Source organism: Bradyrhizobium sp. dw_411 (assembly GCF_018449695.1).
GTDB lineage: Bacteria > Pseudomonadota > Alphaproteobacteria > Rhizobiales > Xanthobacteraceae > Bradyrhizobium.
Map to the genome: position 1 here is coordinate 1 of NZ_JAAVUY010000034.1, position 26,601 is coordinate 26,601.

Here is a 26,601-nt window from a genome sequence, read left to right on the forward strand (position 1 = left end):
CTTCGCGCGTCTCGAACCATGAAGCCACAAGATAGCTGATTCGACTCCCGTCAAGATTTGACTGTATCGCGCGCCAGTGCATCGTGCGGGAATGCGATTCGCTGATAGTACCCGTCTCGCCCGAATGAGCGACGGTCATTACTGCCTGGTGCGGGATTTGGGGCTCGTCAAAGGTGGCAGGGGTTTGAGGCACCACGAAATCGTCGTGGCGTTCACCTTGCGGGGCGTGTTCCGGGCCGCGCTGGGTTTTATCCGCAAACGCCTGCCCAGCAGCCGCAAATCCCTGCAGGCATCCGGCGGCGCCTGACCGGCGCCGCTTTATCGTCAGCCGCGATTCCTTATTGCGCCGTTTGCTTTCTCAGCTCCGCCACGTCCTGCGCGGTCATGCTTGATCCCTTGCTGCCGAACCGCGCGGTGACGTAGTTGGCAACCGCGGCGATTTCGATATCGGAGTAGGCGTTGCCGAACGCGGGCATCGAGATAACCCCTTCCGGGGCATGACGTTTGGTTCCGGAAATGACGATCTGGGCGACATTGGTCGCTGAGGGATCGTTGACCGCCCAGGCGCCGGTCAGCGTAGCAAAGGGCGAGATCGGACTTTGGCCCGTCCAGCCGTGGCAACTGACACAGGCGCCCTCGAACACGAGCTTGCCGCGCGAATCCGCAATGCCGCCGCCGTCCTTGTGCGACGCCGGCGCAGGGGGCGCCAAGGTCGCCGGCAGATCAGCCGAGGCGGTGGGTGGCACGCTGCGCAGAAAGGCCACCAGGGCGCGGATGTCCTGTGGCGCGAACTGGCTGAAGCTATGGTCGACCGCTTCACCCATCGGTCCTGAAGCGGTGCCATGGCCCGCCGCATGTCCGGTCGACAGATAGGAAACCAGATCTTCGTCGCGCCATGCGCCAACGCCGGTCGCCTTGTCCGAACTGATATTGAAGGCGCGCCAGCCCGCCGTCAGTGCGCCGCCAAACTTCCGGCGGTTGTCCAGCGCGAATGCGAGGTTACGCGGCGTGTGACATTCGCCGCAATGCGCCAGCGCCTCCGCCAGATAAGCGCCCCTGTTCCATTCCGGGCTCTTCGAGGAGTCGGGCTCGAATCTGGTGTCCGGATTGAACACCACCGACCAGAAGGTCATCGCCCAGCGCTGGTTGAACGGGAACATCAGCGTATTTTGCGGCGCGGCCGCGCGCACCGGCGGCAGGCTGAACAGATAAGCCTTGATCGCCAGCGCGTCCGCGTCGCTGATATAGGTGTAGGACGTGAACGGCATCGCCGGATAAAGCCGCGCGCCGTCGCGGCGGGTCCCGCGATGAAGGGCATTGAGAAAATCCCGGTCGCTGTAATTGCCGATGCCGGTTTCCTTGTCCGGTGTGATGTTGGTCGAATACAGCGTGCCGAAGGGCAGTTTGAATCCGAGCCCGCCGGCATATTCCTTGCCGCCTGCCGTGGTGTGGCAGACCATGCAATCCGCCGCCTTTGCGAGGTAAGCGCCGCGCTCGACGATATTGGCTTTCGCGAGTTCGGCCGGCACGCCGGTGGGATCGGCGCCCTTGTAATCGGCGAGCGCTACTCTTGGGCCGTCCGCAAATGCGAGGGGGCCGGGACCGCGGATGAACCAGACGGCCCCCGCGACGACAACCACTCCGATCACGGCGACACTGCCGATAATGCGTGCTGCGGGGCTCATGCCTTTTTCCCCCCGGCGATCAAAGCGCGGTCGATCGGCAGCCGCCGCAACGCAACGCCGGTTGCGGCATAGATCGCATTGCGCAGCGCGGGTGGTCCCGCCGCCGCACCGGTCTCGCCGATGCCGCCGGGCGCCTCGCCGCTCTTCATGACATGGATGTCGATCTTCGGGGTCTGGTTGATCCGCAGCATGCGGTAGTCGTTGAAGTTCGACTGTTGCACGCGTCCCTTGTCGATGGTGATTTCGCCGTAGAGCGCGGCGGTGAGGCCGAAGATCAATCCGCCTTCAAGCTGGGCCCTGACGGTGTCGGGATTGACGGCGATGCCGGTGTCGACGGCGGAGGTGATCCGGCGAAGCCTCACTTCTCCCTGTTCGTCGACTTCCGCCTCCACCACGGTGGCAATGAAACTTGCGAAGGAAGGCTGCACGCAGATTCCACGCCCGACGCGCGGGGGCAATGGCTGGCCCCAATTGGATTTTTCCGCCACCAGATCGATCGCGGCGAGAAAGCGCGGCTGGGTGGTGAGCATGTCGCGGCGGAACGCAATCGGATCCTTGCCGGCCTTGCGCGCGAGTTCATCCATGAAACATTCGATGGCGAACACGTTGTTGTTGGGGCCGACGCCGCGCCAGAACCCCGTTGGCACTGCTGGCGGTTCGACTCGCTGAAACTCGACGTGAAAATTCGGAATCTCGTAGGGCATGTCGATGGCGCTATCGACGCCGTCGATATCGACGCCTTTCTGGAACCCGGGCGGGAACCAGCGCGCCATCACGGATGAACCGCTGACGCGATATTTCCAGCCGACGATCTTGCCGCCGGACAGGCTCGCGGCGATGGTGTCGCGATAGGCCGGACGATAGACGTCGTGCTGCATGTCCTCTTCGCGGGTCCACAGCACCTTGACCGGTCCATCGACCTGCTTTGCGATGCGAACGGCGGCCACCACCATGTCGGGCTCGAGCTTGCGCCCGAAGCCGCCGCCGAGCAGATGCTGGTTCACGATCACCTTGTCGACCGGTAACCCCGCGGCTTTCGCCGCCTCGGACTGCACCCGGGTCATGACCTGGGTGCCGGTCCAGATCTCGAGCGAGTCCGGCTTGAGATGAACCGTCGCGTTGACCGGCTCCATGGTCGCGTGAGCGAGGAACGGCAGTTCGTAGGATGCTTCGAACTTTTCGCCGGTCGCCAGGCCCTTGGCGATGTCGCCGCGCGTTTTGGCGACCGCGCCATCCTTTTCGCTGGCGGCGCGCAGATCCTGCCAGATGTCTTTCGAGTTGATACGCGCGTTGGGACCTTCATCCCAGTCGATCACGAGCGCTTCGAGGCCCTTCTTGGCGGCCCACATGTGGTCGCCGACCACCGCGACCAGATCGTCCAGCACGACGATCTTTTGAACCCCGAGTATCTTTCGGGCAGCGCTATCATCGACCTTGGCGACCTTGCCGCCGAATACCGGGCATCTGGCAAGAGTGGCGAATTTCATGCCCGGCAGCATCGCGTCGATGCCGTAGATGACCTTGCCGTTGACCTTGTCGGGCGTGTCGAGGCGTTTCAGCGGCTTGCCGATCAGCACGAAATCCTTGGGATCTTTCAGCGGAACATTCTTGGGCGGCACCTCGCTGCTCGCCGCCAGCGCCAGCGCGCCATAGGAAAGCCGGCGGCCGCTCGCTGCGTGGATCACTTCGCTGCTGGCGGTGGTGCAGCTCGAAGGATCGACCTGCCATTGCTTCGCCGCAGCCTGAACCAGCATGGCGCGCGCGCTGGCGGCCGTGGTGCGCAGGGGTGTCCACCAGGCCCGAACCGAATTCGAGTTGCCGGTGGCCTGAATGCCGAACATGGGATTGCCGTAAATCTTGTCGCTCGGCGGCGCGTGCTCAAGCATTACCTGCGAAAAATCCGCGTCAAGTTCCTCGGCCAGAATCATCGGTATCGAGGTGTAGGTGCCTTGCCCCATCTCGACCTGAGGCATGATCAGCGTAGTCTTGCCGGCAGTATCGATACGGATGAAAGCGTTCGGCGCGAACTTGCCCTCGGTCACATCAGGCGGCTGCACCGGCTCGTTGGTCGCGCGCAGCGGAAGATGGAAGGCAAGCAGGAATCCGCCTGCAAGGCTTCCAGTCAACACGTGACGGCGGGAAATATGACCCGAGATCTTTTCTGCTGTTGTCATGATCCGCCCCCTACGACTGGCGTTGGGAAGCAGCGTGCTTGATCGCAGCACGAATCCGCACATAGGTGCCGCAGCGACAGATGTTGCCTGCCATCGCGGCATCGATGTCGGAATCATCCGGATTGGGGGTACTGGCGAGCAGAGCCGCCGCCGACATGATCTGGCCAGACTGGCAGTAGCCGCACTGGATCACTTCAAGATCGAGCCACGCTTTCTGTATTTTCGCACCGGCCGGCGAGGCGCCGATGCCTTCGATTGTGGTGACGGGACGATCATGCACCGCGCCGACGGGCAGCATGCAGGAACGCACCGGCTTGCCTTCGACATGCACCGTGCAGGCGCCGCACTGCGCGATGCCGCAGCCGAATTTCGTGCCGGTCATGCCGAGCACGTCGCGAAGAACCCACAGCAGCGGCATGTCAGAGGGAACATCGAACGATTTTGGTTCGCCATTGATTGTCAATTTTATCATGAGACCGATCCGATGTTTGGGCCGCCTGCGACCCATGATGTGCTTACGGTATTACTTGCGTCATTAGACGCCCGATTTCGTCGTCTTGCTACTGCTTCTGCGGCATGCCCTCTTCCTCTGCGGCATGCCTTCCTTCCGCTGCTCGAAGATACACACATGGAATGACAGCTCTCCATGCGACGCAGGTTTCGTTTTTCTCATACTTTGGTGTTACGAGACGGCACATTGAAAGCCGACCTTCCGATACAGCGCGTGGTTGATGCACGGTTCACACGTGCGACCGCCTGCCGAAGATCGACGCGATGAAATGCGCGCGGTGCCGGTCAGGATACGCTCCGAAGCTGAGCGGCATCTTTTCCAGCCACGGGTTTGCGTCCCGATCCGGTCTCGCGCAGCAGAATGGCCATCAAGCCGGCCAAAATGATCGCGGCGAGCCAGAACGATGACGCATGCCGAAAGTGTGGAACCGGATCGCCGATCTTCAGCGTCTTGGCGAACAGCGAAGCGAAGACGGGACCGATCAGGGCCGTCACCCCGAACACGATGAAGTTGATGGCGCCGGTCGCGCTGCCTTTGACGTTGTCGGGATTCGCTTCCTTGATGATCGTATAGGGAATCATCGCGACACCCGATGCGACCCCGAAAATGAACAGTGTCAGCGCCGCCGGCAAAAGCCCCGGCAGGAACGACAACTGCATGACCGCGGCAGCCATCAACGTCATGCCGGCGATCAGGACCGGCTTGCGGAGTTTGATCTGGTCGGCTGCCCACCCCATGATCGGACAACCGAACGCCCAGCCGAGCGGAACCGCGGAAGCAGCCCAGACGGCGTCCGTGTAATTGAAGTGAAGGTCGGCCTCGAAAAAAGCCACGCCCCAGGTCATCGCGCCGATTGTCGTGGGAGCGAAAAGCAGGCCCGATACGAACCCGCAGAGATAGGATTGCGGATTGCTCAACACGATACGATACGGGGCAAACCAGCTTTCGCCTGCGCCGGCCGGGACCGTCCGCACTTCCCTGGGCGTGATCAGGACCAGGGCCACCGCGACGGCGAGAGCGGCCAGCCCGATGAAGACCCAGACCGCTTGCCACCTGTAGTCCGCCTGCATCAGCGGGCCGACAACGAACTGGCCACCCGAGCCTCCGAGCATGCCGAGGCTCTGGGTGACGCCGATGGCGGTGGCGAGCGAGTTTGACGAAAATCCGTGGGTGGCGAGATAGACCGCGCCGGTAAAGGCAAAGGCCGAACCCATTCCCTGCAACAGGCGTGCAAGGTAAGCGGTTTCCGGGTTGCCGACGATGAAGAGCAGACATCCCAGCCCGAGAATACAGGAGCCGATCGGCACGACATATTTCGCGCCGTATCTGTCGAGGGTCAGTCCTGCGACCAGGCTCGTAATCGAGTAAGTGTAATAGTAGCTGCCGAGGATACTGCCGAGACCGACGCCGTTCTCGCCGAACGCCCGCTCCAATTGTGGAATCATCACACCGGGCGCCGACCGCGTTGAATATTCCAGAACATAGAACAGCAGCGCCATCGCCCATGCGTAAATGTACGGCCGTGTCGAGCGATCCATTTGACTTCCCCTCTGTTGTCGACAGAACGCGCCCCGCGGCTTCGCTGCACACGAAATGCACGGCCGCAGAGCAAGGCCTCGCGATCGATCGGTCTGGTCGATCGCACCGGCCACGCGATGACCGCTTTCACTTCCACGGTCGCTTGTCTTGAACAATCGGATCGGAATTGTCGGGAACGAGCAATTAAACGAGGCTATCGCCCGGTACGCCCACATGCGTCATTGGGGGGCGATCATCGCCGGTCATTCCGGGATGCAGGCCGCATTGCTCAAGAAGGATACGGTCCGACAGAGAGAAGCCCGTTCATATCCGACGGCAGATTACGCGAGGCGGATATTTATCGATTCCCGCGATTTCGTTTGGCGGGATCGGCCGGTTGAGCGGGAGGTGCTTCCTGACTCCGCGCAAAGGATTGCTGCAAATTCTCAAGCTTGCTGCCCAGTGCCGCAACGGCGTCTGACAGCCGCTTTCGCTCCGTCTGGCTGGTCGCCAGCGCTTCCTTGAGCTCGCGAATCTGGTCCGCCATTTTCTGTTTGGATGCGTTCAGATCCTGCTGGATCGCCAGTTCCGTCGCGGTGGGCTGAACGATGGCGGCTGGCGCATTTGCGCTGGCGGTCTTGCGTGGAATGGTTGCAAAAACGCTCAGCATCGTCACCAGGATAACCGCGAATGAAAACACCGCCAGGAACCCCGGCGAGCGCAGCTTCGATGCCTTCGCGGCATGCGGTTTGGAAAAGCTTTCGCTGTTCAACGGATCGGTCATCGCGCGGAAATCACCGTCTCTGGAGGACCAAGGTTGCGAGGATGCTATTCGATGGTGCCTGCGTCGGTCCAGCGTATTCGATGCGCAGTCTACCCGACGGGCAAATCAACGATTCCACAGTCTCGATCCTTACCGTTGTCCAGTTCCTTTCGTAAAAATATTCTGATTTTCCGAATCGGCAAATCAGTCTATATCCGTGGCCGTCCCGTCCCATCTGAGGGGCGGCTCGCGATCGTCACGGACGCGGGGCGGGATGCGGTGGACGCGGATGGTGCTTCTGACGAGGGCACTTGGCGCGGACGGCGAAGTCGTGTGGTCCTGACGCCTCGACGCTGGCGTCAAGTCTCGCGGAAGTATCCGCAAGGTGACGGTGGCAAAAGAGCCCGATCGCCGGGGAGAGCGCGAAGTAAGCCGTAAACCATCGCGCGGGGAATGCTGGGTGTTTCCGGTGTGACCTGACTAACGCGTGTGCTTCTTACTTACGACCTTCGCACACGTGGCTTGCGGGCGCATCGGTCGCCCGGCATTCCCTGCGCCCTCTGAAGGGAGGGCGGGAAGATTTAGGCAAGACTCGGGCGCTTTGCGTCGCGATCACTCACTCGTCATGCCCGGACTTGATCCGGGCATCCATCGATCTTCGTAAAGAGTTTTTCGAAGGGGGATGGATTGCCGGGTCAAGCCCGGCAATGACAAGCTTGATTCTTTGTTAGCTGTTTGAGAATCGAATCAGTGGCTCGCGCCATACAACAGGTGTCGTCCCGGCGCAGGCCGGGACCCATAACCACAGGACGTCGTGTTGCGCGAAAGTCGTCGAACAACGTCTCTTAACGAGAGGCCACGGCGTATGGGTCCCGGCTCAAGGCCGGGACGACGGGAGAGAGGATGCGGTCATCGCGAGTGGCGCAGCGACAAAATCAACGCTTCCTTCTCCCCCTCCCTCCGCGCGGGTTAGCGCGTGGCGGGGTCGAGACGAGCGAAGCTCGCTCTGAGGGGGGGTCTATCGGCAAATTCGCTGACAACGGCATTCGCGGCGCAACCCCAACGGCTAGAACTAAGCACCAAGGACAATGCCACTTCCATTCCTGCGGCAGTTCTGCACGTTTCGAGTGCCTTGCTGCAAGCTGGCAATATGGTAGCCTGAGCCTTGGAATCTAATGTTCAAAGGAAAGTACCGCTCACCCAGGACCGTAATCTGCAGCTCAGGGAAATCCCAACCATGGCTGAGATTCGCAATATCAAGTCAGGCCGCAATGGCGACCCGCCGCACGATCTGACACCGACACCGATACCGCGGCGTCTTGCCGCGATCGTTGCCGCCGATATCTCGGGCTACAGCCGCCTGATGGAAATCGACGAAGAAGGGACGCACCGTCGCGTCAAGCGGATCGAGCGCGACCTCATCGAGCCCAGCATCGCAGAACACCACGGCAGACTCGTCAAAACCACGGGTGACGGTTTTATTGCGATTTTCGACAGTCCTGTCGAGGCCGTGCGGTGCGGCATCGTCATCCAGCAGAACATGATCGGGCGCAACGCGGCGTTACCCAAACATCATTGGATCGAGTACCGGATCGGCGTCAATCTCGGCGACGTCATCATCGAAGCGACCGACGTTTACGGCGATGGCGTCAACGTCGCTTCGCGCCTTGAGGGTATTGCCGAACCTGGCCAGGTTTTCATTTCGGGCGGCATCTACGAACAGATAAAGCACAAACTGGTTTGCGGGTATGAGGCGCTCGGCGACCGCAAAGTCAAAAACATCACGGATCCGGTAAGAGTTTATCGCGTGCTTCCGGATCCTGCCGCGTTTCAAAAAACCCGAAAGCGCCGCGAGAACATTCTGATTTTCTTGCTGAGTCTCACTTTGCTGGTCATTGCCGGTGGCGTCCTCTGGTATTTGCTTCTGCAACCGCACGGCAAGACGAAGAACCAGGCGTCAGCCCCTGTCCCGGCTCCCGCGGTGACGCCAACAGCGTCCCCGTCGCCCGCTGTCAAATCAGCATCGCAACCTTCGCCGGCTCCCTCACAGGCGCCAGGCAACCAACAAACGGCTCAACCATCCCCAGCCCCACCCGCGACGCCTGCTGCACCGCCGGTGCCAGCGTTCCGGGAGCCGGAGATGAAGACGATTCGTGGCGGCAGCTTCACGATGGGTAGCAATGACGACCTCACCGAGAAGCCAACTCATCAAGTCACGGTCAAGCCGTTTGCGATCGGTCAATATCCGGTTTCCGTTCGCGACTGGAACGAATGCGCCGCTGCGAAGGGATGTGCATTCACCGCAACCGGCAAGGATGATGCGCCCGTGACGAATGTGAGTTGGAGTGACGCCAGGCAGTTTACGACCTGGCTCGCGGGCGCAACGGGAAAGCCGTATCGGCTTCCGAGCGAGGCTGAATGGGAATATGCCGCGCGCGCGGGCACGCAAACGAAGTACTGGTGGGGCGATCAGCTTCAATCGGGTATGGCGGATTGCAAGAATTGCGCTGACCCTGCCAGCACCGAGCAGCCGGCGAAGGTCGGCAGCTTCAAGCCAAATCCGTTTGGCCTGTACGATATGGGCGGCGGCGTCGATCAGTGGGTCGAGGATTGCTGGCATAAAAATTACCAGGGTGCTCCGGCTGACGGCTCGGCGTGGGTCGAGGCTGACTGCGCCTCACACGTTATCCGGTCTGGTTCCTGGAAGAATGACGCGCGGTATGTCCGGCCATCAAACCGTGACGGTTACGACACCCACGTACGATATCCGACCCATGGCTTCCGCGTCGCACTCTCCCCCTAGAGCGTTTTCAAGCGAAGTGGATACCGGTTCGCGTGAAGAAAACGCTCAAGACAAAAGATTAGAGCCCGGTTCTGATGCAATCAGAGCCGATAGGGCTCTAAAGAGCGAAAATGAGGAAGATGTGTCATGAAAATTTGCCGGCTCCTCTCGCTGTGTATAGCCCTGACGTGTCTGTCATTTGCCGCGTATGCCCAAGGCAAACCGGCGCCCAAGGACGCCGTTCTCTATTTCGTATGGCCGCAAGATGGTGCGACGATCAAAGGCGGATTTTGGTGCCGCTTTGGTCTGCGGAATATGGGCGTAACCCATGCGGGCGATAACTACCAAAACAGCGGCCATCACCATTTGCTGATCGATGTGGATGAACCCATCAATCCCAACGAGCCGATCCCCCAGGACAAATCGCATCTCCATTTTGGAGCGGGGCAAACCGAAGCACGTATCGAACTTCCACCCGGCAAGCATACCCTCCAACTCGTGTTAGGAGATAGCGCTCATTATCCGTTCACTCCGCTCCTGGTTTCAGACAAAATTACAGTGCGGATCAGGTAGACCCAATGACGGTTGGTGTGTCGGGGTCTTTGCTCAGAGCTTGTACGCCGTCCGGAAACCGCCCCAGTGGCGGCCATGGACGCGGATCGGGACGTCGATCTCGCGCATCATCACGGTTTTGCCGTTACCCATGTCGCGGGCGTAGCTCTGGATCAGATAGGTGCGCAGATTGCGGCCGGCGGCGAGGCCCGCGGCGTCGTTGAAGATGCGGCGGTTGCGGCTGTTGGCGGTGTTCCAGGCGACGTCGCCCGGGCGCTGCGGATGCGAGTAGATCTTGTTGTGCACCGGCAAATAGCCGTTGCGGTCGATCATCACGCAGAACGCCATCCGCGGGTCTTTGGCGAGGAAGGCTTCCTGGAATGCCGGCAGCGCGCGATCCGCCCAGCCGAGAATCCGGGTGCGGTGCTGCACCGGATTGGTTCCGGGGATTTCGATGTAGTCCGTGTCGAACATGTCGTCGATCGAGATCGCGCCGCTGGTCACGGCGTCCTCGAAAATCCTGGTCAGCGCAGTGCCGGCTTGCATTGCGCGGGTGACCGCTTCGGTGTTGGCATCATGAATCAACCACAGCCGGTCCTCGATCTTTTCGCCGAGCTCGGCGTCCGGCGCCTCGAACCGCGCCTGCGCGCCCGCCTTCGAATGGTCGCCGATGCGGATCCTGCAGGCGCCGATGCCCTCCAGCGTGACTTCGAGAGTCTGGTTCACCGGCAGCGTTGCCGCATCCGGTCCGCAGATCAGGATGCTTTCCTGGGAGATTTCATGGACCGGTGCCGTGACCAGTCCTCGCGTGGTCCGGATTTCCATGCTGAGGCTGCACGGCATCCGTTCATGTTTGCGCTGAGCGCTGCGGCCGTCCGGGCGCAACAACACAGCGCAGCGGGTTTTCAGTTTCTGCGCGAACGTCGTGACCGCGCTGCCGGCGCTGGCGACGCGTTCGCCATGCGCCTGTGCCTCCATGGCGGCGCTGTCGATCTCGGCGGCGCTGTCGCCGACCGAGGCGATGAAACGCGAAGTGGTCGCGACGTTGTCGGACATCTCGCCGGTGGTTTTGTTTTGTTCGGTCACCGCGCCGTTGACGTTATCAAACACCGGACGGATCGCCTCGATCGCCTGCGATATCCGCCGGACGGCATCGACCGAACCCGCGGCGTCCTTTTGCAGCGCGTCGATCTTCCTGGTGATCTCTTCAGTCGCGTTCTGGGTCTGCACCGCGAGCGCCTTGACCTCGACCGCGACCACCGCAAAGCCGCGGCCGGCTTCCCCGGCGCGGGCGGCCTCGATGGTCGAGTTGAGCGCCAGCAGCGTGGTCTGCCGCGCGATCTGCGCGATCAGATTGACGACATTGCCGATCGCGGCGGAGGATTCCTTGAGCCGGTCCATGGTCTGGCTGGCTTCATGGGCAGCGGCGGCGGCCTGGTCGGCGAGCTTGCCGGCATCACGCACCTGATTGCCGATGCCATCGGCCGATTGGGTGAATTTGTCGGCGGCCTGCGAGAAGGTGGTCGCGGTCGATTGCGCCGCGCTGGTGCGGTCGGTCAGCGCATCAGTGCGCTGGCGAATGGTCGAGAGCGTGGTTGCCGTGGCTTCGGCGCCGCCGGCGACCGATTGGGCCGCGCGCTCGAGCTGGCGGATCATCGCGCCGAGTTCGATTTCCAACAGCTCGAGGATTTGCCTGGCGGAATCATTTTCCGAGCTTGCGGAAGCCTCAACCGCAACGGCCCAGGCTGCCGGCGTCGCGATGGCGGGCGCAGCCGATTCCGGCGGACGCTTGCGAAACAAACCGAACGCCATGGGCTCTCGCGGAGCATGAGGTTGAGGAAGGCATGGTCTCATGACGTCGTGAAGTCATGGTTAACAACTGCCTCACAGACAGGCAGTTCACACTACTATTTTACCGAAAACTCCCGCAAATCTTTGATTTTACCGGGGCCCCGGCCTATAACGCCGCGCCTCCCATTCCCTCATCCCGGACGAATCCCGAAAGAAATCGCATGGCCGGACATTCCCAATTCAAGAACATCATGCACCGCAAGGGCCGGCAGGATGCCCAGAAATCGAAGCTGTTCAGCAAGCTGGCGCGGGAAATCACCGTCGCCGCCAAGCTCGGCCAGCCCGATCCCGCGATGAATGCGCGGCTGCGCGCCGCGATCATTTCCGCGCGCCAGGAAAACATGTCGAAGGACTCGATCGAGCGCGCGGTGAAGAAAGCCATTGGCTCCGAGGGCGAGAACTATGATGAAATTCGCTACGAGGGCTACGGCCCGGGCGGCGTCGCCGTCATCGTCGAAGCGCTGACCGACAACCGTAACCGCGCGGCGTCCGATATCCGGTCTTATTTCACCAAGTCCGGCGGTAATCTCGGCGAAACCGGCTCGGTCTCCTTCATGTTCGATCGCACCGGCATCATCGAATATGACGCCAAGGTCGCCTCCGACGATGCGATGCTGGAAGCCGCGATCGACGCCGGCGCCGACGATGTTGTCTCCAGCGAGAACGGCCACGAAGTCTACGCCTCGCAGGAGACCTTTCGCGACGTCGCCAAGGCGCTGGAGGCGAAGTTCGGCGAAGCCCGCAAGGCGGCGCTGACCTGGAAGCCGCAAAACACCGTGCCGGTCGATGACGAGGCCGGCGAGAAGCTGCTGAAACTGATCGACCTGCTCAACGAACATGACGATGTGCAGAACGTGTACGCCAATTTCGAGGTGTCCGACGCGCTAGTCGCGAAGATGGGGGGGTGATGCTCTCTTGTCATTGCCGGGCTTGACCCGGCAATCCATCCTTCTGGAAAGATGGATGCGCGGGTCAAGCCCGCGCATGACGAGCGTAGGTAATCAGCCTTCGCGGGGTATGATGTTGGTGTCACGCTAGGCTAGCGACTTCGGCATGGTGTAAAATAACCCATGACATCACCACCGATTCGCCAACCCGTCCGCATCCTTGGCATCGATCCGGGCCTGCGCCGCACCGGCTGGGGCGTGATCGAGATTGACGGTAACCGGTTGATATTTGTCGGCTGTGGCTCGGTGGAACCGCCGGACACCTTACCCCTGGCGAGCCGCCTGCTTGGCATTCATGAGGGCCTTGCCACCGTGCTGGGCGATTTCCGTCCCGCTGAAGCGGCGGTGGAACAGACTTTCGTCAACAAGGACGGCGTTGCGACATTGAAGCTCGGTCAGGCGCGGGGCGTCGCGATGCTGGCGCCGGCGATGTTCGGGATTTCAGTGGCGGAATACGCGCCTAATCAAGTCAAGAAGACGGTGGTCGGCGCCGGCCATGCCGACAAGAACCAGATCCTGATGATGCTGAAGATTTTGCTGCCCAAGGCCGAGCCGAAATCCCCCGATGCCGCCGACGCACTCGCAGTCGCGATCACGCATGCCCATCACCGCCAGAGCGCCGCGCTGCGGCTAAGGGTGGTTGAAGTATGATCGGCAAACTCAAAGGCCTGATCGACAGCTACGGCGAGGATTATGTGATCCTCGATGTCGGCGGCGTAGGCTATCAGGTGCATTGTTCGGCGCGCACGTTGCAGACGCTGCCCGCGACCGGTGAGGCCGCGGTGCTGTCGATCGAGACTTACGTGCGTGAGGATCAGATAAAACTGTTCGGCTTTCGCGGCGATGTCGAGCGCGAATGGTTTCGGCTGTTGCAGACGGTGCAGGGCGTTGGTGCCAAGGTCGCGCTCGCAGTGCTCTCGACCCTGCCGCCATCGGATCTCGCCAATGCGATCGCGCTGCGCGACAAGGCTGCGGTGGTGCGCACGCCGGGTGTCGGCCCGAAGGTGGCCGAGCGCATTGTCACTGAACTGAAGGACAAGGCGCCGGCCTTCGCCAATGTCGATCCGGCGCTGGTGCACCTGTCCGGCGCGATCGATGACGCGCGTGCGCCGCGCCCGGTCACCGATGCGATCTCGGCGCTGGTCAATCTCGGTTACGGCCAGCCGCAGGCCGCTGCCGCAATCGCCGGCGCCTCGCGCATCGCCGGGGAAAATGCCGAGACCGCGCAGCTTATTCGCCTCGGGTTGAAGGAACTGGCGAAGTGACCACACCTTCCCGCATTGTTACCCCGGAGCGCCGCGCCGACGATATCGGCGATACCGCGCTGCGTCCGCAGATGCTGTCCGAATTCGTTGGCCAGGCGCAGGCGCGCGCCAATCTGTCGATCTTCATCGAGGCCGCGCGCAAACGCGGCGAGGCGCTGGACCATGTGCTGTTCGTCGGCCCGCCTGGCCTCGGCAAGACTACATTGGCGCAGATCGTCTCGCGCGAACTCGGCGTGGGCTTCCGCGCCACGTCAGGACCCGTGATCGCCAAGGCCGGCGATCTCGCAGCACTGCTGACCAATCTCGAAGAGCGCGATGTGTTGTTCATCGACGAAATCCACCGCCTCAGTCCCGCGGTCGAGGAAGTGCTCTATCCGGCGATGGAGGATTTCCAGCTCGATCTGATTATCGGCGAAGGACCGGCGGCGCGTTCGGTCAAGATCGAGTTGGCAAAATTCACGCTGGTGGGTGCGACGACGCGCGCGGGGCTGCTGACCAATCCGCTGCGCGATCGGTTCGGGATTCCGGTGCGGCTGAATTTCTACACCGAGGAAGAACTCGAAAAGATCGTCACCCGCGGCGCCCGCGTGCTCAAGATCGGGATGACGCCTGACGGCGCCAATGAAATCGCCCGCCGCGCCCGCGGCACGCCGCGTATCGCCGGAAGGCTGCTGCGCCGGGTGCGGGATTTTGCGTCGGCGGCGGACGCCGAGTCGATCGACCGCGCGATCGCCGATAATGCGCTGAGCGCGCTCGAGGTCGATGCCGCAGGTCTCGACGCGATGGACCGGCGTTATCTCACGACCATCGCGATGAATTACGGCGGCGGTCCGGTCGGTGTGGAAACCATGGCGGCGGCGCTGTCGGAACCGCGCGATGCCATCGAAGACATCATCGAGCCGTTTTTGATCCAGTGCGGTTATCTGCAGCGCACGCCGCGCGGACGGTTGCTGACCTCGCATGCGTTCCGCCATCTCGGCCTTGCTGAACCGGCCCGCGATCCGGCGCAGTTCGGGTTGTTCGGGCAGAGCGAGGACGAATGACGCAAACCGGCACAATAAGGGTCGTCGCGGCGTTGATCCGCGATGACGCGGGCCGGGTGCTGCTGGTGCGCAAGCGCGGGACCTCGGCCTTCATGCAGCCCGGCGGCAAGCGCGATCCCGGAGAAGACGATGCGACGGCGCTGGCACGCGAAATTGCCGAAGAGTTGGGCTGCGCCATGGTGCACGATTCGATCCGGCCGCTTGGCGAATTCGATGCGGTTGCAGCAAACGAGCCGGGCTGGCGCGTTCACGCCTGTCTGTATGGGATCGATGTCACCGGCGACATCGTGCCGGATCGCGAGATCGCCGAGATGATCTGGATCGATCCGGCCTCGCCGCCGGATATTCCGCTGGCGCCGCTGACGCGCGATCATGTCCTGCCGCTGGCCTCCAGGGGAGGGGTCGCGGGGCATGCCTGATCCGATGCCGTCGTTCTCTCGCGCGATCGTCAATGAGCCAGCGTCTTCGCCGCATCGAGCAGCACGCCGAGATCGTATTGCGCCTTGTATAGCGGCGAGACTTTCTTCTCGAGGCCGAGCAGCGCAATTACCGCGGTCTGCGCCGAGCGCACCGAATATTCCACGGTGAACACCACGTCGTCCGCGATCTCGCAATATTGTCCGATGAAGGCGAGGTTGGTGGTACCGACAGGCTTGACCGACGGCCGGTCGCCCTGGACGCGCGGCATGAACTGGCTCGTGATATATGGCATCATGCAGGGGATGCAGTTCGAGGTTTTCAGAATCTGATCCCTTTGCGCCTCGAAGCGCAGGTGACCGATTAATTCGATCATCAGCTCTTCGCCGGTACAATCCGACATCTTCTTGTTGACGAAGTTGCCGACCTGGTCGACGAACAGACCGTAGCCCCAGAACACTTTGATATTATCCGGCTGTCCGATGAAATGTGGCTGGGCGGCGAGCACCACCGACATCAGCCAGTTCGAATCGGTGAAGGTGACAAGGCCCCCGGTACCGGCGACGTTGCCGGTGAATTTTTCCATCAGATCGAAGAAGATCGGATCACGCTGAGTGACCGTGAACGATAGCCACTTCGATTCATCGACCTTGCCGTTGAACACTGAAGGCCGGCCGAATTCAGCATGTTTCGCAGCGAGCTTTTCCCATAGTGCCCAGGATCCATCGGTCTTGCCGTCCTTGTCGTGCAGTGCGGCCGGCCGTGTCATCGAACCCAGGCTGGACGCCGTGGTCATCGATCCGTTGGTGACGAACACCAGATCGTCGGCGCCGACTGCGATCAGCTCCGGCTTCCCGTCATGGAGACAATGCAGCCGCTCGACGCCCTTACCCTTCGGACCATAGACGAAATCGAGGTCGGTAACGGCGGTGTCCGTATGAATGACCACGCCTTGCGCCTTCAGCCAGGTCGTCAGCGGCCGCACGATGGAATCATACTGGTTATAGGGCGTGCGGCGAACGCCGCCGAGCGTGTGGATGCGGGGAAACTCCTGAATGAAACGATGCAGGTAGCGCTTCAGTTCGACCGCGCTATGCCAAGGCTGGAATGCAAACGTTGTGACCCACATGTACCAGAAATTGGTGGTGAAGAACGACGGCGCGAACACATCCTCGATTCGCTTGGAGCCGAGCGAGGCTTCGGACGCGGCCATGATCTCGATCAGATCGAGCCGGTCCCGGGCGGAAAATCCCATGCTGGAGACGTCGACCTTCTTGCCGCCGCGCACCAGCCGCGCGTTCGAGTGCGGGATGTGCTTGTCGTTGAATTCATGAATCTCGTCGCGAACAGTTTTTGCAGGATCCGTCAACGCGGGAATGAACGACAGCAGATCGAAAGTACAGGTATAGGCCTCGTAGGTGAACATTCGGCCGCCGCGGATGACATAACCATGGTCGGGTGAGCCGCCGCCGTCGAGACTGCCGCCAAGTTGCGAGGTCTCTTCAAAAATGCGGATATTGCTGCCCTTGAAGCCGCCGTCGCGGATCAGATAGGCCGCGCTGGCCAGCGACGCGATGCCGCCTCCGATCAGGTAGGCCCTGGTTTCGCTTCGCTCCCCGGTTTGATCGATATCTGCCATGATATTTGCCTTTATGGATGCGGGCGACGTCGTCGGTAAGTGGGCTGCGAACTGACGGCGAGGCCGGGAGCTTGCGATAGCTTCTGGATATGTCGTCGGGACTGCGCCGGTCTTGACTTCGATCAACCTGCCCGGTGCGACGGTTCCCTGCGCTGCCGGGGAATTGACGCCGGGCGTATTGCCAGGGCATGTCACCGATCAATTGTCATTCCGAGGGCGGCAGGTGCAAACAGCTCATCTTGACGGCGAGATCCGCGATGGCCGCCATCACATGCAGATCCGCGTCTATTACGAGGACACGGATTTTTCGGGGATCGTCTATCACGCCAATTATCTGCGCTTCATGGAGCGCGGACGCACCAATCATCTGCGGCTGATGGGCGCGGAGCAGCACGCGCTGTTCGCCGAGGCGCAGGCGGAAACCCCCGGCTTCGCCTTCGTGGTGCGCTCGATGCAGATCGATTTTCTCAAACCCGCACGCATGGACGATGTGCTCGACGTGGTGACTTGGCCTGTCATGGTAAAGGGCGCCTCGATCACGCTGGCGCAGGAAGTGCGGCGCGGCGAACACGTCCTGGTGAAGGCGCAGGTGCGCGTCGCCTTCATCAGCGAGGGGAAAGCGCAGCCAATTCCGAAGGCGTTGCGAATCCTGATGAAGGCCGATCAGGTTTGACTATCGGGCGATAGGCGATCCGCCATCGACATCTGTTTTGGTGGCGCTACATTGCCGGCCATAACAACGATCGAGGTTGATCCATGTCACGTCCCCCGTTTCCGCCGTTCACAAGAGAGACTGCCGCCCAGAAGGCCCGCATGGCCGAAGACGCCTGGAATTCGTGCGATCCCGAGCGTGTCTCGCTGGCCTATACCGAGGACAGCCGTTGGCGTAACCGCTCCGAATTTTTCGAAGGCCGCGCCGCGATCGTGGCGTTCCTCACCCGCAAATGGGCCAAGGAGCACGAGTACCGCCTGATCAAGGATCTCTGGGCGTTCGATGACAACCACATTGCGGTGCGGTTTCAGTATGAGTGGCACGACGATGCCGGGCAGTGGCATCGCTCCTACGGCAACGAGCAATGGGAATTCGATGCGGTCGGCTTGATGCGTCGCCGCGAAGCCAGCATCAACGATCTCATGATTGCCGAGAAAGACCGCCGCTTCCACTGGCCCGCACCGGGCTCGCGGCCAGCCGATGTTCCGGGGTTGAGCGAGAGTCCGTTTTGATCGGCGTGCGTTTGACGTTGGTCTAGAACGCGACGCCGATGCGAATGCCGCGCCGCCAGACGATGTGGCTTTTCTTCCTGACGCCGCCATAGAGGAATTCGAAACGGTCCGGCACCGCACCGAGGCCATGGATGTCGAGACAGGCGCCGCCGGCGGAATAGTCGATGACCCTGCAGGTCAGGGCCGGCACTTTCGGGCCGACAATGATCTGGCCTGTTCGGGACATCAGTCCCGACGGGGCAATTCTCTTATATAATCGCGGCTGCGTTATCTCAGGGCTCTGGCGCTTCGTCATGAGTGATCCTGCCCGCGAAAGTTTTGACGATCCGCGTAGCGCCAAGCGATAAACTGAAGAAAGCTTGCGAAAAAAACAAAGTATTAAGGATGAAGATAGGGTGGGACGCCGCCCGGTGGCGTCCCGCAGCCGGATTGATATTACGCCGCGGCTTTGTGGCGGGCGAGTTCGGCCTGGTACAGTTTGAACTCCTCGCCGATCGCGCGCGCAATGCTGGGACGGCTGCGCAGCCGCTCGTAATAGGCTTTCACAACAGGCCATTTTGCCAGTTCAATCGGCGGCGTCGCCATGGTCCAGTTGATGACCGTAACAAGATAGCCATCGGCGACGCTGAAATGGTCAAGCAGGAATTCCCGGTCCTTGAGATAGCTATCGAGGTAATCGAGCCGCGACAGGCCTCTGCCGAGGACATAGGTCTTCATTTCCGGCGGTGCGTTCTTGTCGAGCAGCGGCACGAATAATCCCTTGTGCAACTCGGTGCCGATGAAGCACAGCCACTGATGCAACCGGCTGCGATCCATGCCGGGGCCGGTCGCGATGCCGGCCTGCGGGAAGCGATCCGCGACATATTGCAGGATCGCGGCGTTCTCGGTCAGCACCAGCCCGTCATCGGTGCGCAGCGTCGGCACCAGTCCGAGCGGGTTGACCTCGCGAAAGTTGGAGCCATCGTTCTGCACGATCTTGGTCCGGGGATCGACCTCCAGATAATTAGCGTCGGCGCCTGCTTCATACAGTGCGACGCGGGTAGCCATTGAGCAGGCCAGCGGCGAGAAATACAGGTCCATGGGTGCCTCCGTGGCGGGTTCGGTTTGGCTTTCGGGTTGGGATTGTTTTTTATACTGTTCCGCATAATATAAATCCGGTCAAGGGATTTATTGCGAAATGGTACAAAAAAGTAAAAAGCCGCCGGCAAAGGCGACTGTGCTTGCGGCGCCTGCCAGTCCCGCCGAGCCGAAACGTCGCGGCCGGCCACGCGCCTATCAGCCCGAGATCGCGCTCGGCAAGGCGCTCGATCTGTTTCGCAAGGATGGTTTCGCCGCCACCTCGCTCGACGATCTCAGCGCCGCGACCGGCATGAATCGTCCGAGCCTCTACGGCGCGTTCGGCGACAAGCGCGAGCTTTATATCAAGAGCTACGCGCGCTACCGCGCCGATGCGCGGGCGGCGATGATCGACATCTTCCGGGGCGAATTGCCGATCCGCGAACGGCTGGCGCGGGTCTATTCGGTGGCGCTCGATATTTATATCGAGGGCGAGTCCGGTCCACGCGGCTGCTTCACGGTGATGACGGCGGCGTCCGAAGCGGTTGCCGATCCGGAAATCCGCGCCATGGTGCTGGAGGGATTTACCGAACTCGACCGGGCGTTTGCAAACTGCTTCCGCCGGGCGATCGAGAAGGGCGAAGTGCCCGGGAGCGCCGATCCCGTGGTGCTGGCGCAACTGGCGTCCGCGACCCTTCACACCATCGCGATCCGCGCCCGCGCACAGGTGCCGCGCAAGGCGCTGGAGGCGATCGTCAGGGGGGCGATCGACGTGATGGTGGGTGTGTCTGCGAAAGATTGAGCCTTATCGGTTCTAATTTACATCAGAACCGGGCTCTAACTTTTGTTTTGACGCGTTTTCTTCACGCGAACCGGTGTCCACTTCGCTCGAAAACGCTCTAATACCCGCGCGCGGAATCGACGACATTCTCCAGTGCCTGGCCGGCTTCAAAACGTTCGATCTGCTGCGCGACATATTTCGAGATTTCATCGGCGTCGGTGTCGGCCGCGTTGTGCGGTGTCAGGATCACCTTGGGGTGCGTCCAGAACCGGCTGTCGGACGGCAACGGCTCTGTCTCAAAGACGTCGAGCGACACTGCGCCGAGCGTGCCGTCGTCGAGGCACGCCAGAATATCCGCCTCGTTTTGCAATCCGCCGCGCCCGGCATTGATCAACACCGGCGCGCCCAGCGGACTATTGCGGTTGAGCTTTGCAAACAGTCCGCGATTGAGAATGTGACGCGTGTCCGGCGTGAACGGCAAGAGAGACACCAGAATATTGGCCTGCCGCAGAAACGCGTCGATCTGGCCTTCGCCGTGAAAGCATTCGATGCCGGCGATGTTCTTAGGACTTCGGCTCCAGCCCGATACCCGAAAGCCGAGATGCCGCAGCGCGCCGGCCGCGGCCGATCCGAGCGTACCGAGGCCCATGATCCCGACCGATATCGCGTTCGCCGCCCATTGAACCCTCGGCTCCCAGCGCTTTTCTCGCTGGCAGGCGCGCAGATAAAGTTCCTGCCGGTGATGCATCAGCACGTGCAGCACGACATATTCGGTCATGCGCATGGTGAGATCGTCGACCGAGATCCGGACCAGCGGCACCCTCGGCAAAGTTTTATCCGCCATCAGCGCATCGACGCCGGCACCCAGATTGAAAATGACGCGCAGGTTTGGAAAGGCCGCCAGTTCCCCCGGCGCCGGTTTCCAGACCGCCGCGTAATGGACATCCGCGGGATTGCAATCGCGATCTGGAATCCGCCAGACCGGCCGGCCACCGCACACCGCCTCAAACCGGGTTTTCCATCGTTCCGGTGACCAGTTATCAGTGCCGCCATGCACCAGCAGAGCGAGCGCGCCTTTGTTCATTGGATTTTCGCCTTATAATCGGGGATCGCAGGCGACATTACCGGCCCGCACCGGCCGTGCAAAATAATTCCGCCTCGCTGTCGGTTCCGGGCCATCTCAATCGTCTTGCAATCAAACAGGGATCCTTCCCCATGCTCTATGCCATCCTTTGCTACCATGATGAGGACTTCGTCGGTTCCTGGACCCGGGAACAGGATGCCGCTGTCATGGAGAAACTCGCTGTCGTGCAGGACAAACTGGCCAAGCAGGGCCGGCTCGGCCCGGTGGCGCGGCTGTTGCCGACGACTTCGGCCACGACCTTGCGCAAGGACGATCCGCCTCTGGTGCTCGACGGTCCCTATGCCGAGACCAAGGAGCAGCTACTTGGCTTTTACATCATCGATTGCAAGAACCTCGACGAAGCGGTCGATGTCGCGCGCGACCTTGGCGCCGCCAATCCCGGGGGCGCTTACGAAATTCGTCCCGTCGGGATTCTGAATCCGGGGAGCGTCACGGGGTGACCGATACCGCCTGGATCGATGCCGCACTGACTTCGGCGCGTCCCCAGGCGGTCGGCGCGCTGTTGCGCTATTTCCGCAATCTCGATACCGCCGAGGAGGCCTTTCAGAACGCCTGCCTGCGCGCGCTCAAGAGCTGGCCGCAAAACGGCCCGCCGCGCGATGCCGCGGCATGGCTGATCATGGTCGGGCGCAATGTCGCGATCGATGAAGTGCGCCGTAACCGCAAGCAGGAGCCGCTGCCGGAAGACGATGTTATCTCCGATCTCGACGATGCCGAGGAGGCGCTGGCCGAGCGGCTCGACGGCTCGCATTACAGGGATGATATTCTGCGGCTGTTGTTCATCTGCTGCCATCCCGACCTGCCGGCGACCCAGCAGATCGCGCTGGCGCTGCGCATCGTATCGGGCCTGACGGTCAAGCAGATCGCGCGTGCATTCCTGGTTACGGAAGCGGCGATGGAGCAGCGCATCACCCGCGCCAAGGCCCGCGTCGCGGATGCCGGCGTGCCGTTCGAGACACCCGGCGCGGTGGAACGAACCGAGCGGCTTTCCGCGGTTGCCGCGATGATCTACCTGATCTTCAATGAAGGCTATTCGGCCGCAGGCGATACCGTCGAGGTCCGCGCACCGCTCTGCGAGGAAGCCATTCGGCTGGCGCGGCTGTTGCTGCGGCTGTTCCAGAGCGAGCCGGAGATCATGGGCCTGACCGCGCTGTTATTGTTGCAGCATGCCCGCTCGGCGGCGCGCTTCGATGCCGCCGGCGCGTTGGTGCTGCTGGACGATCAGGATCGCTCACTGTGGAACCAGAAGATGATCGCCGAGGGGGCGGCGCTGATTGACAAGGCCATGCGGCACCGGCAAAGCGGGCCCTATCAGGTTCAGGCGGCGATTGCGGCTTTGCATGCCCGCGCCGCCAAGCCCGAAGATACGGATTGGGCGCAGATCGATCTGCTGTATGGCGCGCTGGAAATCATGCAGCCATCGCCGGTCGTGACGCTCAACCGTGCGGTCGCGGTCTCCAAGGTGCGCAGCGCGCAGGCGGCGCTGGATATGATCGAGCCGCTGGGGCCCCGGCTTTCGAATTATTTCCATTTCTTTGGCGTGCGCGGCGCATTCCTGATGCAGCTCAACCGCAATGATGAGGCCCGTGTGGCGTTCGACCGCGCCATTGCGCTGGCCAATACGTCAGCCGAAGCCGCCCATATCCGGATGCATCTCGACCGGCTGATCCGCGACAGCGCGGGCGCCGAATCCAGAATCTCAAAAAAATAATCCGTCCCTGTCGGATCGGTCCAGCCTCGTTCGTCTAAAGGACATACGGGTTGCGAAAGAGGGGGATGACCGATGAACATGCAAAACATCCAGATTTTATTTCTGCTGCTTGACAGCGTCACCATGCTGGCGCCGTGGCGGATCGTCACGAAGGCGGTGGATCGAACCGGTCACGCTGCGGGCAGGGGTCTGGCGCGGGGTCTGGTCATGATCGCGGTCATCTATGCCGTTCTCTATGTATTTCCGCCGGTCTCGCTCTTTGGGGCCATCTTGCCGGTTGGCGATCTCACCAGCGCGATGGTGTCGCATCTGCGGATCGGCAATCCGCTGATAAGCATCATGCCGTTCGCGCTTTATCTCGGCGCACTGGTATGGGGCGGGCTTTGGTTGTGGCGCAGAAGCCCGCGCGCGCCGATGCCGCCGTGGAGCGGATTTTGCCTGACGGATTATTAAGGAGGACCATCCGATGTTTGAGATCATTGCCATCATCGCCGTCGTGCTGGCGATCGCCATTGCGGTCGTGCTCGTCCTCGCGGCGGCCAAGCCGAACACTTTCAGTGTCCAGCGCGGCGCCACCATGAAGGCGCCGCCGGAAAAGGTCTTCTCCCTGATCAACGATTTTCATCAATGGGGAAAATGGTCGCCCTGGGAAAACCGGGACCCCGCGATGAGCCGCAGCTTCAGTGGCGCTGAAAGCGGGCGAGGCGCGGTCTATGCGTGGGAGGGCAACAAGAATGTCGGCTCCGGCCGCATGGAAATTCTCGACGCATCCACGCCTTCGAAAATCATCATCAAGCTCGATTTTCTCAAGCCATTCGAGGCCCACAACACGGCCGAATTCACCGTGCTGCCACAGGGCGATGCTACCACCGTGAACTGGGTCATGCATGGTCCTGCACCTTTCATGTCGAAGATGATGCAGGTGTTCATGAGCATGGACAAGATGATCGGCAAGGATTTTGAAGCCGGGCTCGCCAATCTGAAAGGGCTTGCCGAGCGATAAACCGCGTTGTCGAGGGACGCGGTAAAAAGCACTACCCGTAATCAACATCACCCAAGGAGCAAGCGATGCGGATCAATCCCTATCTGTTCTATGACAGCAATTGCGAAGCGGCGTTCAAGTACTACGAGAAAGTGCTCGGCGGAAAAATCGAGATGATGTTGAGGAATGAGGAGGCGCCGGAGCCGATGCCGGGGCTGCCCGGCCGGGAGAAGAAGATCATGCATGCCCGGATTTCAATCGATGGCGAAGTATTGATGGCATCCGACGCGCCTCCCGATCATTTCAACAAGCCGCAGGGCTTTGCGGTTTCGCTGACGGTCGATGATCCCGCCGAGGGCGAGCGCAAGTTCAAGGCGTTGTCCGAGGGCGGCAGCATCAACATGCCGTTCGGCAAGACCTTCTTCTCCAGAGGTTTCGGCATGTGCATCGATCAGTTCGGCATTCCCTGGATGGTGAACTGCCCTGCCGAGGGCATGTGATCTATCGGTAGACTGTAGGGTGGGCAAAGCCAACGGGTCGCGCGAATGCGCGCCCGATGACAGGCTCCGCGTGCCCACCGTCGGTGTTGATGGTGGGCACGGCGCGAGAGCGCCTTTGCCCACCCTACGGTATGTCGTGCTCTATCTACACGCCGGATAAAAAGCGTTGAGTTCGCGCCCGCGCAACAGCAGCAGGCGCGAGGTCAGCCCGCCGCGTTGACGAATCCAGCCTCGTATCGGGGCAGGATAGGCTTCGAGAACAAATTTGGAAGCTTCCGGCTCGCTATACATTCGGCCGCGCCGGTCCATCGATCGCGCGGCATGAAATCCGAGTACCGCCCGCCGCGTCACGCAGATGCGGTTGTTAGGCACCATGCTCAGCACCAGCGTGCAGGCCGACAGGCATGGCCCGTCGATGACCACGCGTTCGCCGGAGTCGCGCAGTTGCTCGAACAGGTCGAGGAACGGGCCGACCTGCCCGCCCGGACTACCGAGGATGCGAACGTCAGCCTGCACCGGTGTTACGGCAAATGCACACAGCACCGCGGCGAGCCAGATTGCTTTGACGACCGCCCCTCGCATGACGCGCGACTCCCTGTGCCCCGATGATGCATCAATTTATCAAGGGCCGGTCGCGGGACAAGGCGCAGGGTCTGACAGGAGCGGCAAAGCACGGATCCTGGCCACGAATCCTGCCCCGCCGCCATCGCCAGTCGATTAAGCCGTCGTCTTGTTCTTGATAGCGCCGACGATCGCGGTGAGAACGGCTCCCGCCACGCCACCGCCGGCGACTTGGCCGATGATGCTGCCGATATCCGGCGTCGAAGTGCTATTGGCGAGCAACGGAAGCAGCATGCCGAGGATTTGTCCCCCGGCGCCGCCGCCGATCGCTCCCGCGATGGTATTTCCGAGTGTACCGAGATCGATATTCTTCGCCGCACCGGCGGCGACATTGCCGCCGACAGCGCCGCTGATGACTTGGATGATCAGATTGATGAGTAGTCCCGACATAGCGTGATACTCCCCGGGTCCGGTGTTCAGCTTCAGCCTAAACCGTGGCGCCGGACGACCGCCGCCGTACAACTTAGGCGGTTAGACCGCAAAGGTCATGCTGCGGGCGCGAAGGATGCCGGTGAAAAATACGAAAGATTGCCGGCTTTCAACCTAGCCGTTGCGCCGCTCGCCGCGCAGCGTCGGCAATCCGATGCCGGCGGCGTCGAAGCCGCCATCGACTGCGAGAATCTGTCCGGTGATGTAGCTTGCGCGGTCGCTGCACAGAAAGAACACGGCCTCCGCCAATTCCTCTTCGAGGCCATAGCGATTGAGCGGGATCGCATCGTGATAATCGGCGCGAATCTCGGCCGTGTGAACCGCTTTCGCCATCGCGGTCTCGACCGGGCCTGGGGCGACGGCGTTGACGCGAATGCCGAGCGAGGCCAGTTCGACCGCGAGTTGCTTGGTGAGATGGGCGAGCCCGGCCTTGCTGGTGCCGTAGGCCGAACGCAACGTCGAGGCGCGCACCGCCGAAATCGACGTAATGTTGACGATGGCGCCGCCGCCGTGTTCGCGCATCAGCGGCGCGGCGGCCTTGGTGCACAGGAACGGTCCGGTGAGGTTGACCGCCAGGATCCGGCTCCAGTCCTCCTCGGATGTCTCCAGGATCGGCGCGAATACCGCGACGCCGGCATTGTTGACCAGCGCGTCGAGACGGCCGAAGCGCCGTTCGATCTCGGCGATGGCGCCAGCGACCGCGTGTGCATCGGACACGTCGCAAGGCAGTCCGAGCGTATCGCCCGGCGCCGCCAGTGCCTCCACGCTTGCCGCCAGCAGTTCGCGTTCGATGTCGAGCAGCGCCACGCGCCAGCCCTCGGCAAGAAATCGTTTTGCTGTCGCAAGCCCGATGCCGCGCGCGGCGCCGGTCACCAGCGCAACTTTTTGAGAGGCATGGGTCATGGACGAGTCCGTGGGCGGTTGATGAACGGAGCGTTGCTATAGCCGATGCCGTGGAGGGTGTCGCTACGCTCCCCTCTCTCCGCGGATTTCTTCTCCCCTCCCT

Annotated in this window: 29 protein-coding genes; 16 read left to right on the top strand and 13 right to left on the bottom strand. The window is 61.7% G+C overall.

Annotation, left to right across the window (positions count from 1 at the left end):
• The first annotated feature begins 184 nt into the window (after positions 1–184).
• Positions 185–307: a hypothetical protein gene (locus HB676_RS34180; protein WP_275944991.1), complete on the top strand. Its 123-nt coding sequence runs from the start codon at positions 185–187 to the stop codon at positions 305–307.
• A 31-nt stretch (positions 308–338) separates the two neighbouring features.
• Here the strand turns inward: HB676_RS34180 and HB676_RS33010 are convergent, their stop codons facing one another.
• The 5 genes from HB676_RS33010 to HB676_RS33030 form a co-directional block, all read right to left on the bottom strand.
• Positions 339–1,685 (bottom strand): cytochrome c, encoded by a 1,347-nt coding sequence (locus tag HB676_RS33010; RefSeq protein ID WP_213742701.1) that lies wholly within the window; start codon positions 1,683–1,685, stop codon positions 339–341.
• Positions 1,682–3,859, bottom strand: coding sequence for a xanthine dehydrogenase family protein molybdopterin-binding subunit (locus tag HB676_RS33015; protein ID WP_213742702.1), 2,178 nt, complete (start codon positions 3,857–3,859; stop codon positions 1,682–1,684). Before HB676_RS33015 ends, HB676_RS33010 begins: the two co-directional genes overlap by 4 nt.
• A 10-nt stretch (positions 3,860–3,869) precedes the next feature.
• Positions 3,870–4,331 carry a (2Fe-2S)-binding protein gene (locus HB676_RS33020; RefSeq protein ID WP_213742703.1) on the bottom strand — a complete coding sequence of 154 codons (462 nt, stop codon included), beginning with the start codon at positions 4,329–4,331 and terminating at the stop codon, positions 3,870–3,872.
• Positions 4,332–4,654: 323 nt separating this feature from the next.
• Positions 4,655–5,908: an MFS transporter gene (locus HB676_RS33025; RefSeq protein ID WP_213742704.1), complete on the bottom strand. Its 1,254-nt coding sequence runs from the start codon at positions 5,906–5,908 to the stop codon at positions 4,655–4,657.
• 338 nt (positions 5,909–6,246) lie between these two features.
• Entirely contained in the window at positions 6,247–6,672 is a 426-nt protein-coding gene (locus HB676_RS33030) for a hypothetical protein (protein WP_213742705.1), read from the bottom strand.
• A 1,216-nt stretch (positions 6,673–7,888) separates the two neighbouring features.
• On the opposite strand from HB676_RS33030, the gene HB676_RS33035 reads away from it, so the two are divergent.
• Together HB676_RS33035 and HB676_RS33040 are read left to right on the top strand one after the other, a co-directional pair.
• Positions 7,889–9,454: an SUMF1/EgtB/PvdO family nonheme iron enzyme gene (locus tag HB676_RS33035; protein ID WP_213742706.1), complete on the top strand. Its 1,566-nt coding sequence runs from the start codon at positions 7,889–7,891 to the stop codon at positions 9,452–9,454.
• A 126-nt stretch (positions 9,455–9,580) separates the two neighbouring features.
• A complete protein-coding gene (locus HB676_RS33040; protein ID WP_213742707.1) occupies positions 9,581–10,006 on the top strand; it encodes a DUF4399 domain-containing protein in 426 nt (141 codons plus the stop codon).
• Positions 10,007–10,039: 33 nt separating this feature from the next.
• On the opposite strand, the gene HB676_RS33045 is transcribed toward HB676_RS33040, so the two are convergent.
• Positions 10,040–11,797, bottom strand: a complete 1,758-nt coding sequence (locus HB676_RS33045) for a methyl-accepting chemotaxis protein (protein ID WP_213742708.1) — start codon at positions 11,795–11,797, stop codon at positions 10,040–10,042.
• 200 nt (positions 11,798–11,997) lie between these two features.
• Between HB676_RS33045 and HB676_RS33050 the strand changes: the two genes are divergently transcribed.
• The 5 genes from HB676_RS33050 to HB676_RS33070 all read left to right on the top strand — a co-directional run bounded on the left by HB676_RS33050 (position 11,998) and on the right by HB676_RS33070 (position 15,510).
• The gene (locus HB676_RS33050; RefSeq protein WP_213742709.1) at positions 11,998–12,744 is read left to right on the top strand and encodes a YebC/PmpR family DNA-binding transcriptional regulator; all 747 of its coding nucleotides are present in this window, start codon (positions 11,998–12,000) and stop codon (positions 12,742–12,744) included.
• A gap of 162 nt (positions 12,745–12,906) precedes the next feature.
• Positions 12,907–13,434 carry a crossover junction endodeoxyribonuclease RuvC gene (gene ruvC / locus HB676_RS33055; protein ID WP_213742710.1) on the top strand — a complete coding sequence of 176 codons (528 nt, stop codon included), beginning with the start codon at positions 12,907–12,909 and terminating at the stop codon, positions 13,432–13,434.
• The gene (gene ruvA, locus HB676_RS33060; RefSeq protein WP_213742711.1) at positions 13,431–14,048 is read left to right on the top strand and encodes a Holliday junction branch migration protein RuvA; all 618 of its coding nucleotides are present in this window, start codon (positions 13,431–13,433) and stop codon (positions 14,046–14,048) included. Before ruvC ends, ruvA begins: the two co-directional genes overlap by 4 nt.
• A complete protein-coding gene (gene ruvB / locus HB676_RS33065; RefSeq protein ID WP_213742712.1) occupies positions 14,045–15,091 on the top strand; it encodes a Holliday junction branch migration DNA helicase RuvB in 1,047 nt (348 codons plus the stop codon). The genes ruvA and ruvB overlap by 4 nt, the downstream gene beginning before the upstream one ends.
• Positions 15,088–15,510: an NUDIX domain-containing protein gene (locus HB676_RS33070; protein ID WP_213742713.1), complete on the top strand. Its 423-nt coding sequence runs from the start codon at positions 15,088–15,090 to the stop codon at positions 15,508–15,510. Before ruvB ends, HB676_RS33070 begins: the two co-directional genes overlap by 4 nt.
• Positions 15,511–15,539: 29 nt before the next feature.
• On the opposite strand, the gene HB676_RS33075 is transcribed toward HB676_RS33070, so the two are convergent.
• Positions 15,540–17,147: an oleate hydratase gene (locus tag HB676_RS33075; RefSeq protein WP_213742714.1), complete on the bottom strand. Its 1,608-nt coding sequence runs from the start codon at positions 17,145–17,147 to the stop codon at positions 15,540–15,542.
• A 223-nt stretch (positions 17,148–17,370) separates the two neighbouring features.
• Between HB676_RS33075 and ybgC the strand changes: the two genes are divergently transcribed.
• Positions 17,371–17,820: a tol-pal system-associated acyl-CoA thioesterase gene (gene ybgC, locus HB676_RS33080; RefSeq protein WP_346347482.1), complete on the top strand. Its 450-nt coding sequence runs from the start codon at positions 17,371–17,373 to the stop codon at positions 17,818–17,820.
• A gap of 83 nt (positions 17,821–17,903) precedes the next feature.
• Positions 17,904–18,371 (top strand): nuclear transport factor 2 family protein, encoded by a 468-nt coding sequence (locus tag HB676_RS33085; protein ID WP_213742715.1) that lies wholly within the window; start codon positions 17,904–17,906, stop codon positions 18,369–18,371.
• A 22-nt stretch (positions 18,372–18,393) separates the two neighbouring features.
• On the opposite strand, the gene HB676_RS33090 is transcribed toward HB676_RS33085, so the two are convergent.
• Together HB676_RS33090 and HB676_RS33095 are read right to left on the bottom strand one after the other, a co-directional pair.
• Complete coding sequence (locus HB676_RS33090; protein WP_249780578.1) at positions 18,394–18,597, bottom strand: hypothetical protein; 204 nt, start codon at positions 18,595–18,597, stop codon at positions 18,394–18,396.
• A gap of 209 nt (positions 18,598–18,806) precedes the next feature.
• Positions 18,807–19,451 (bottom strand): glutathione binding-like protein, encoded by a 645-nt coding sequence (locus tag HB676_RS33095; protein WP_213742716.1) that lies wholly within the window; start codon positions 19,449–19,451, stop codon positions 18,807–18,809.
• Between the two features lie 97 nt (positions 19,452–19,548).
• Here HB676_RS33095 and HB676_RS33100 point away from each other — a divergent pair, with 97 nt between their 5' ends.
• On the top strand, positions 19,549–20,229 hold the full coding sequence (locus HB676_RS33100; RefSeq protein ID WP_213742717.1) for a TetR/AcrR family transcriptional regulator: 681 nt from the start codon (positions 19,549–19,551) through the stop codon (positions 20,227–20,229).
• Between the two features lie 97 nt (positions 20,230–20,326).
• Here the strand turns inward: HB676_RS33100 and HB676_RS33105 are convergent, their stop codons facing one another.
• On the bottom strand, positions 20,327–21,292 hold the full coding sequence (locus HB676_RS33105; protein ID WP_213742718.1) for a glyoxylate/hydroxypyruvate reductase A: 966 nt from the start codon (positions 21,290–21,292) through the stop codon (positions 20,327–20,329).
• Between the two features lie 131 nt (positions 21,293–21,423).
• Here HB676_RS33105 and HB676_RS33110 point away from each other — a divergent pair, with 131 nt between their 5' ends.
• The 5 genes from HB676_RS33110 (at position 21,424) to HB676_RS33130 (ending at position 24,545) form a co-directional block, all read left to right on the top strand.
• Complete coding sequence (locus HB676_RS33110) at positions 21,424–21,792, top strand: YciI family protein (protein ID WP_213742719.1); 369 nt, start codon at positions 21,424–21,426, stop codon at positions 21,790–21,792.
• Positions 21,789–23,063 (top strand): sigma-70 family RNA polymerase sigma factor, encoded by a 1,275-nt coding sequence (locus HB676_RS33115; protein WP_213742720.1) that lies wholly within the window; start codon positions 21,789–21,791, stop codon positions 23,061–23,063. Before HB676_RS33110 ends, HB676_RS33115 begins: the two co-directional genes overlap by 4 nt.
• Before the next feature lie 72 nt (positions 23,064–23,135).
• Positions 23,136–23,516, top strand: a complete 381-nt coding sequence (locus HB676_RS33120) for a DoxX family protein (protein WP_213742721.1) — start codon at positions 23,136–23,138, stop codon at positions 23,514–23,516.
• A gap of 13 nt (positions 23,517–23,529) precedes the next feature.
• Positions 23,530–24,066 (top strand): SRPBCC family protein, encoded by a 537-nt coding sequence (locus HB676_RS33125; RefSeq protein WP_213742722.1) that lies wholly within the window; start codon positions 23,530–23,532, stop codon positions 24,064–24,066.
• A gap of 65 nt (positions 24,067–24,131) precedes the next feature.
• Entirely contained in the window at positions 24,132–24,545 is a 414-nt protein-coding gene (locus tag HB676_RS33130) for a VOC family protein (protein ID WP_213742723.1), read from the top strand.
• A 141-nt stretch (positions 24,546–24,686) separates the two neighbouring features.
• Here the strand turns inward: HB676_RS33130 and HB676_RS33135 are convergent, their stop codons facing one another.
• The 3 genes from HB676_RS33135 to HB676_RS33145 all read right to left on the bottom strand — a co-directional run bounded on the left by HB676_RS33135 (position 24,687) and on the right by HB676_RS33145 (position 26,498).
• On the bottom strand, positions 24,687–25,127 hold the full coding sequence (locus tag HB676_RS33135; protein ID WP_213742724.1) for a hypothetical protein: 441 nt from the start codon (positions 25,125–25,127) through the stop codon (positions 24,687–24,689).
• 135 nt (positions 25,128–25,262) lie between these two features.
• Positions 25,263–25,556, bottom strand: coding sequence for a hypothetical protein (locus HB676_RS33140; RefSeq protein ID WP_213742725.1), 294 nt, complete (start codon positions 25,554–25,556; stop codon positions 25,263–25,265).
• Positions 25,557–25,709: 153 nt separating this feature from the next.
• Positions 25,710–26,498, bottom strand: a complete 789-nt coding sequence (locus HB676_RS33145; protein WP_213742726.1) for an SDR family oxidoreductase — start codon at positions 26,496–26,498, stop codon at positions 25,710–25,712.
• Positions 26,499–26,601: the final 103 nt, after the last annotated feature.

Bases quoted from the DNA above. Each gene is read 5' to 3' on its own strand.
- HB676_RS33100 (WP_213742717.1), top strand. From the start codon at position 19,549: ATGGTACAAAAAAGTAAAAAGCCGCCGGCAAAGGCGACTGTGCTTGCG.
- HB676_RS33085 (WP_213742715.1), top strand. From the start codon at position 17,904: ATGTCACGTCCCCCGTTTCCGCCGTTCACAAGAGAGACTGCCGCCCAG.
- HB676_RS33025 (WP_213742704.1), bottom strand. From the start codon at position 5,908: ATGGATCGCTCGACACGGCCGTACATTTACGCATGGGCGATGGCGCTG.
- HB676_RS33125 (WP_213742722.1), top strand. From the start codon at position 23,530: ATGTTTGAGATCATTGCCATCATCGCCGTCGTGCTGGCGATCGCCATT.
- HB676_RS33015 (WP_213742702.1), bottom strand. From the start codon at position 3,859: ATGACAACAGCAGAAAAGATCTCGGGTCATATTTCCCGCCGTCACGTG.
- HB676_RS33090 (WP_249780578.1), bottom strand. From the start codon at position 18,597: ATGTCCCGAACAGGCCAGATCATTGTCGGCCCGAAAGTGCCGGCCCTG.
- HB676_RS33130 (WP_213742723.1), top strand. From the start codon at position 24,132: ATGCGGATCAATCCCTATCTGTTCTATGACAGCAATTGCGAAGCGGCG.
- HB676_RS33105 (WP_213742718.1), bottom strand. From the start codon at position 21,292: ATGAACAAAGGCGCGCTCGCTCTGCTGGTGCATGGCGGCACTGATAAC.
- ruvC (WP_213742710.1), top strand. From the start codon at position 12,907: ATGACATCACCACCGATTCGCCAACCCGTCCGCATCCTTGGCATCGAT.
- HB676_RS33030 (WP_213742705.1), bottom strand. From the start codon at position 6,672: ATGACCGATCCGTTGAACAGCGAAAGCTTTTCCAAACCGCATGCCGCG.
- ruvA (WP_213742711.1), top strand. From the start codon at position 13,431: ATGATCGGCAAACTCAAAGGCCTGATCGACAGCTACGGCGAGGATTAT.
- HB676_RS33135 (WP_213742724.1), bottom strand. From the start codon at position 25,127: ATGCGAGGGGCGGTCGTCAAAGCAATCTGGCTCGCCGCGGTGCTGTGT.
- HB676_RS33145 (WP_213742726.1), bottom strand. From the start codon at position 26,498: ATGACCCATGCCTCTCAAAAAGTTGCGCTGGTGACCGGCGCCGCGCGC.
- HB676_RS33070 (WP_213742713.1), top strand. From the start codon at position 15,088: ATGACGCAAACCGGCACAATAAGGGTCGTCGCGGCGTTGATCCGCGAT.
- HB676_RS33035 (WP_213742706.1), top strand. From the start codon at position 7,889: ATGGCTGAGATTCGCAATATCAAGTCAGGCCGCAATGGCGACCCGCCG.
- HB676_RS33020 (WP_213742703.1), bottom strand. From the start codon at position 4,331: ATGATAAAATTGACAATCAATGGCGAACCAAAATCGTTCGATGTTCCC.
- HB676_RS33140 (WP_213742725.1), bottom strand. From the start codon at position 25,556: ATGTCGGGACTACTCATCAATCTGATCATCCAAGTCATCAGCGGCGCT.
- HB676_RS33075 (WP_213742714.1), bottom strand. From the start codon at position 17,147: ATGGCAGATATCGATCAAACCGGGGAGCGAAGCGAAACCAGGGCCTAC.
- HB676_RS33040 (WP_213742707.1), top strand. From the start codon at position 9,581: ATGAAAATTTGCCGGCTCCTCTCGCTGTGTATAGCCCTGACGTGTCTG.
- HB676_RS33110 (WP_213742719.1), top strand. From the start codon at position 21,424: ATGCTCTATGCCATCCTTTGCTACCATGATGAGGACTTCGTCGGTTCC.
- HB676_RS33050 (WP_213742709.1), top strand. From the start codon at position 11,998: ATGGCCGGACATTCCCAATTCAAGAACATCATGCACCGCAAGGGCCGG.
- HB676_RS33010 (WP_213742701.1), bottom strand. From the start codon at position 1,685: ATGAGCCCCGCAGCACGCATTATCGGCAGTGTCGCCGTGATCGGAGTG.
- HB676_RS33120 (WP_213742721.1), top strand. From the start codon at position 23,136: ATGAACATGCAAAACATCCAGATTTTATTTCTGCTGCTTGACAGCGTC.
- HB676_RS33045 (WP_213742708.1), bottom strand. From the start codon at position 11,797: ATGGCGTTCGGTTTGTTTCGCAAGCGTCCGCCGGAATCGGCTGCGCCC.
- HB676_RS33095 (WP_213742716.1), bottom strand. From the start codon at position 19,451: ATGGACCTGTATTTCTCGCCGCTGGCCTGCTCAATGGCTACCCGCGTC.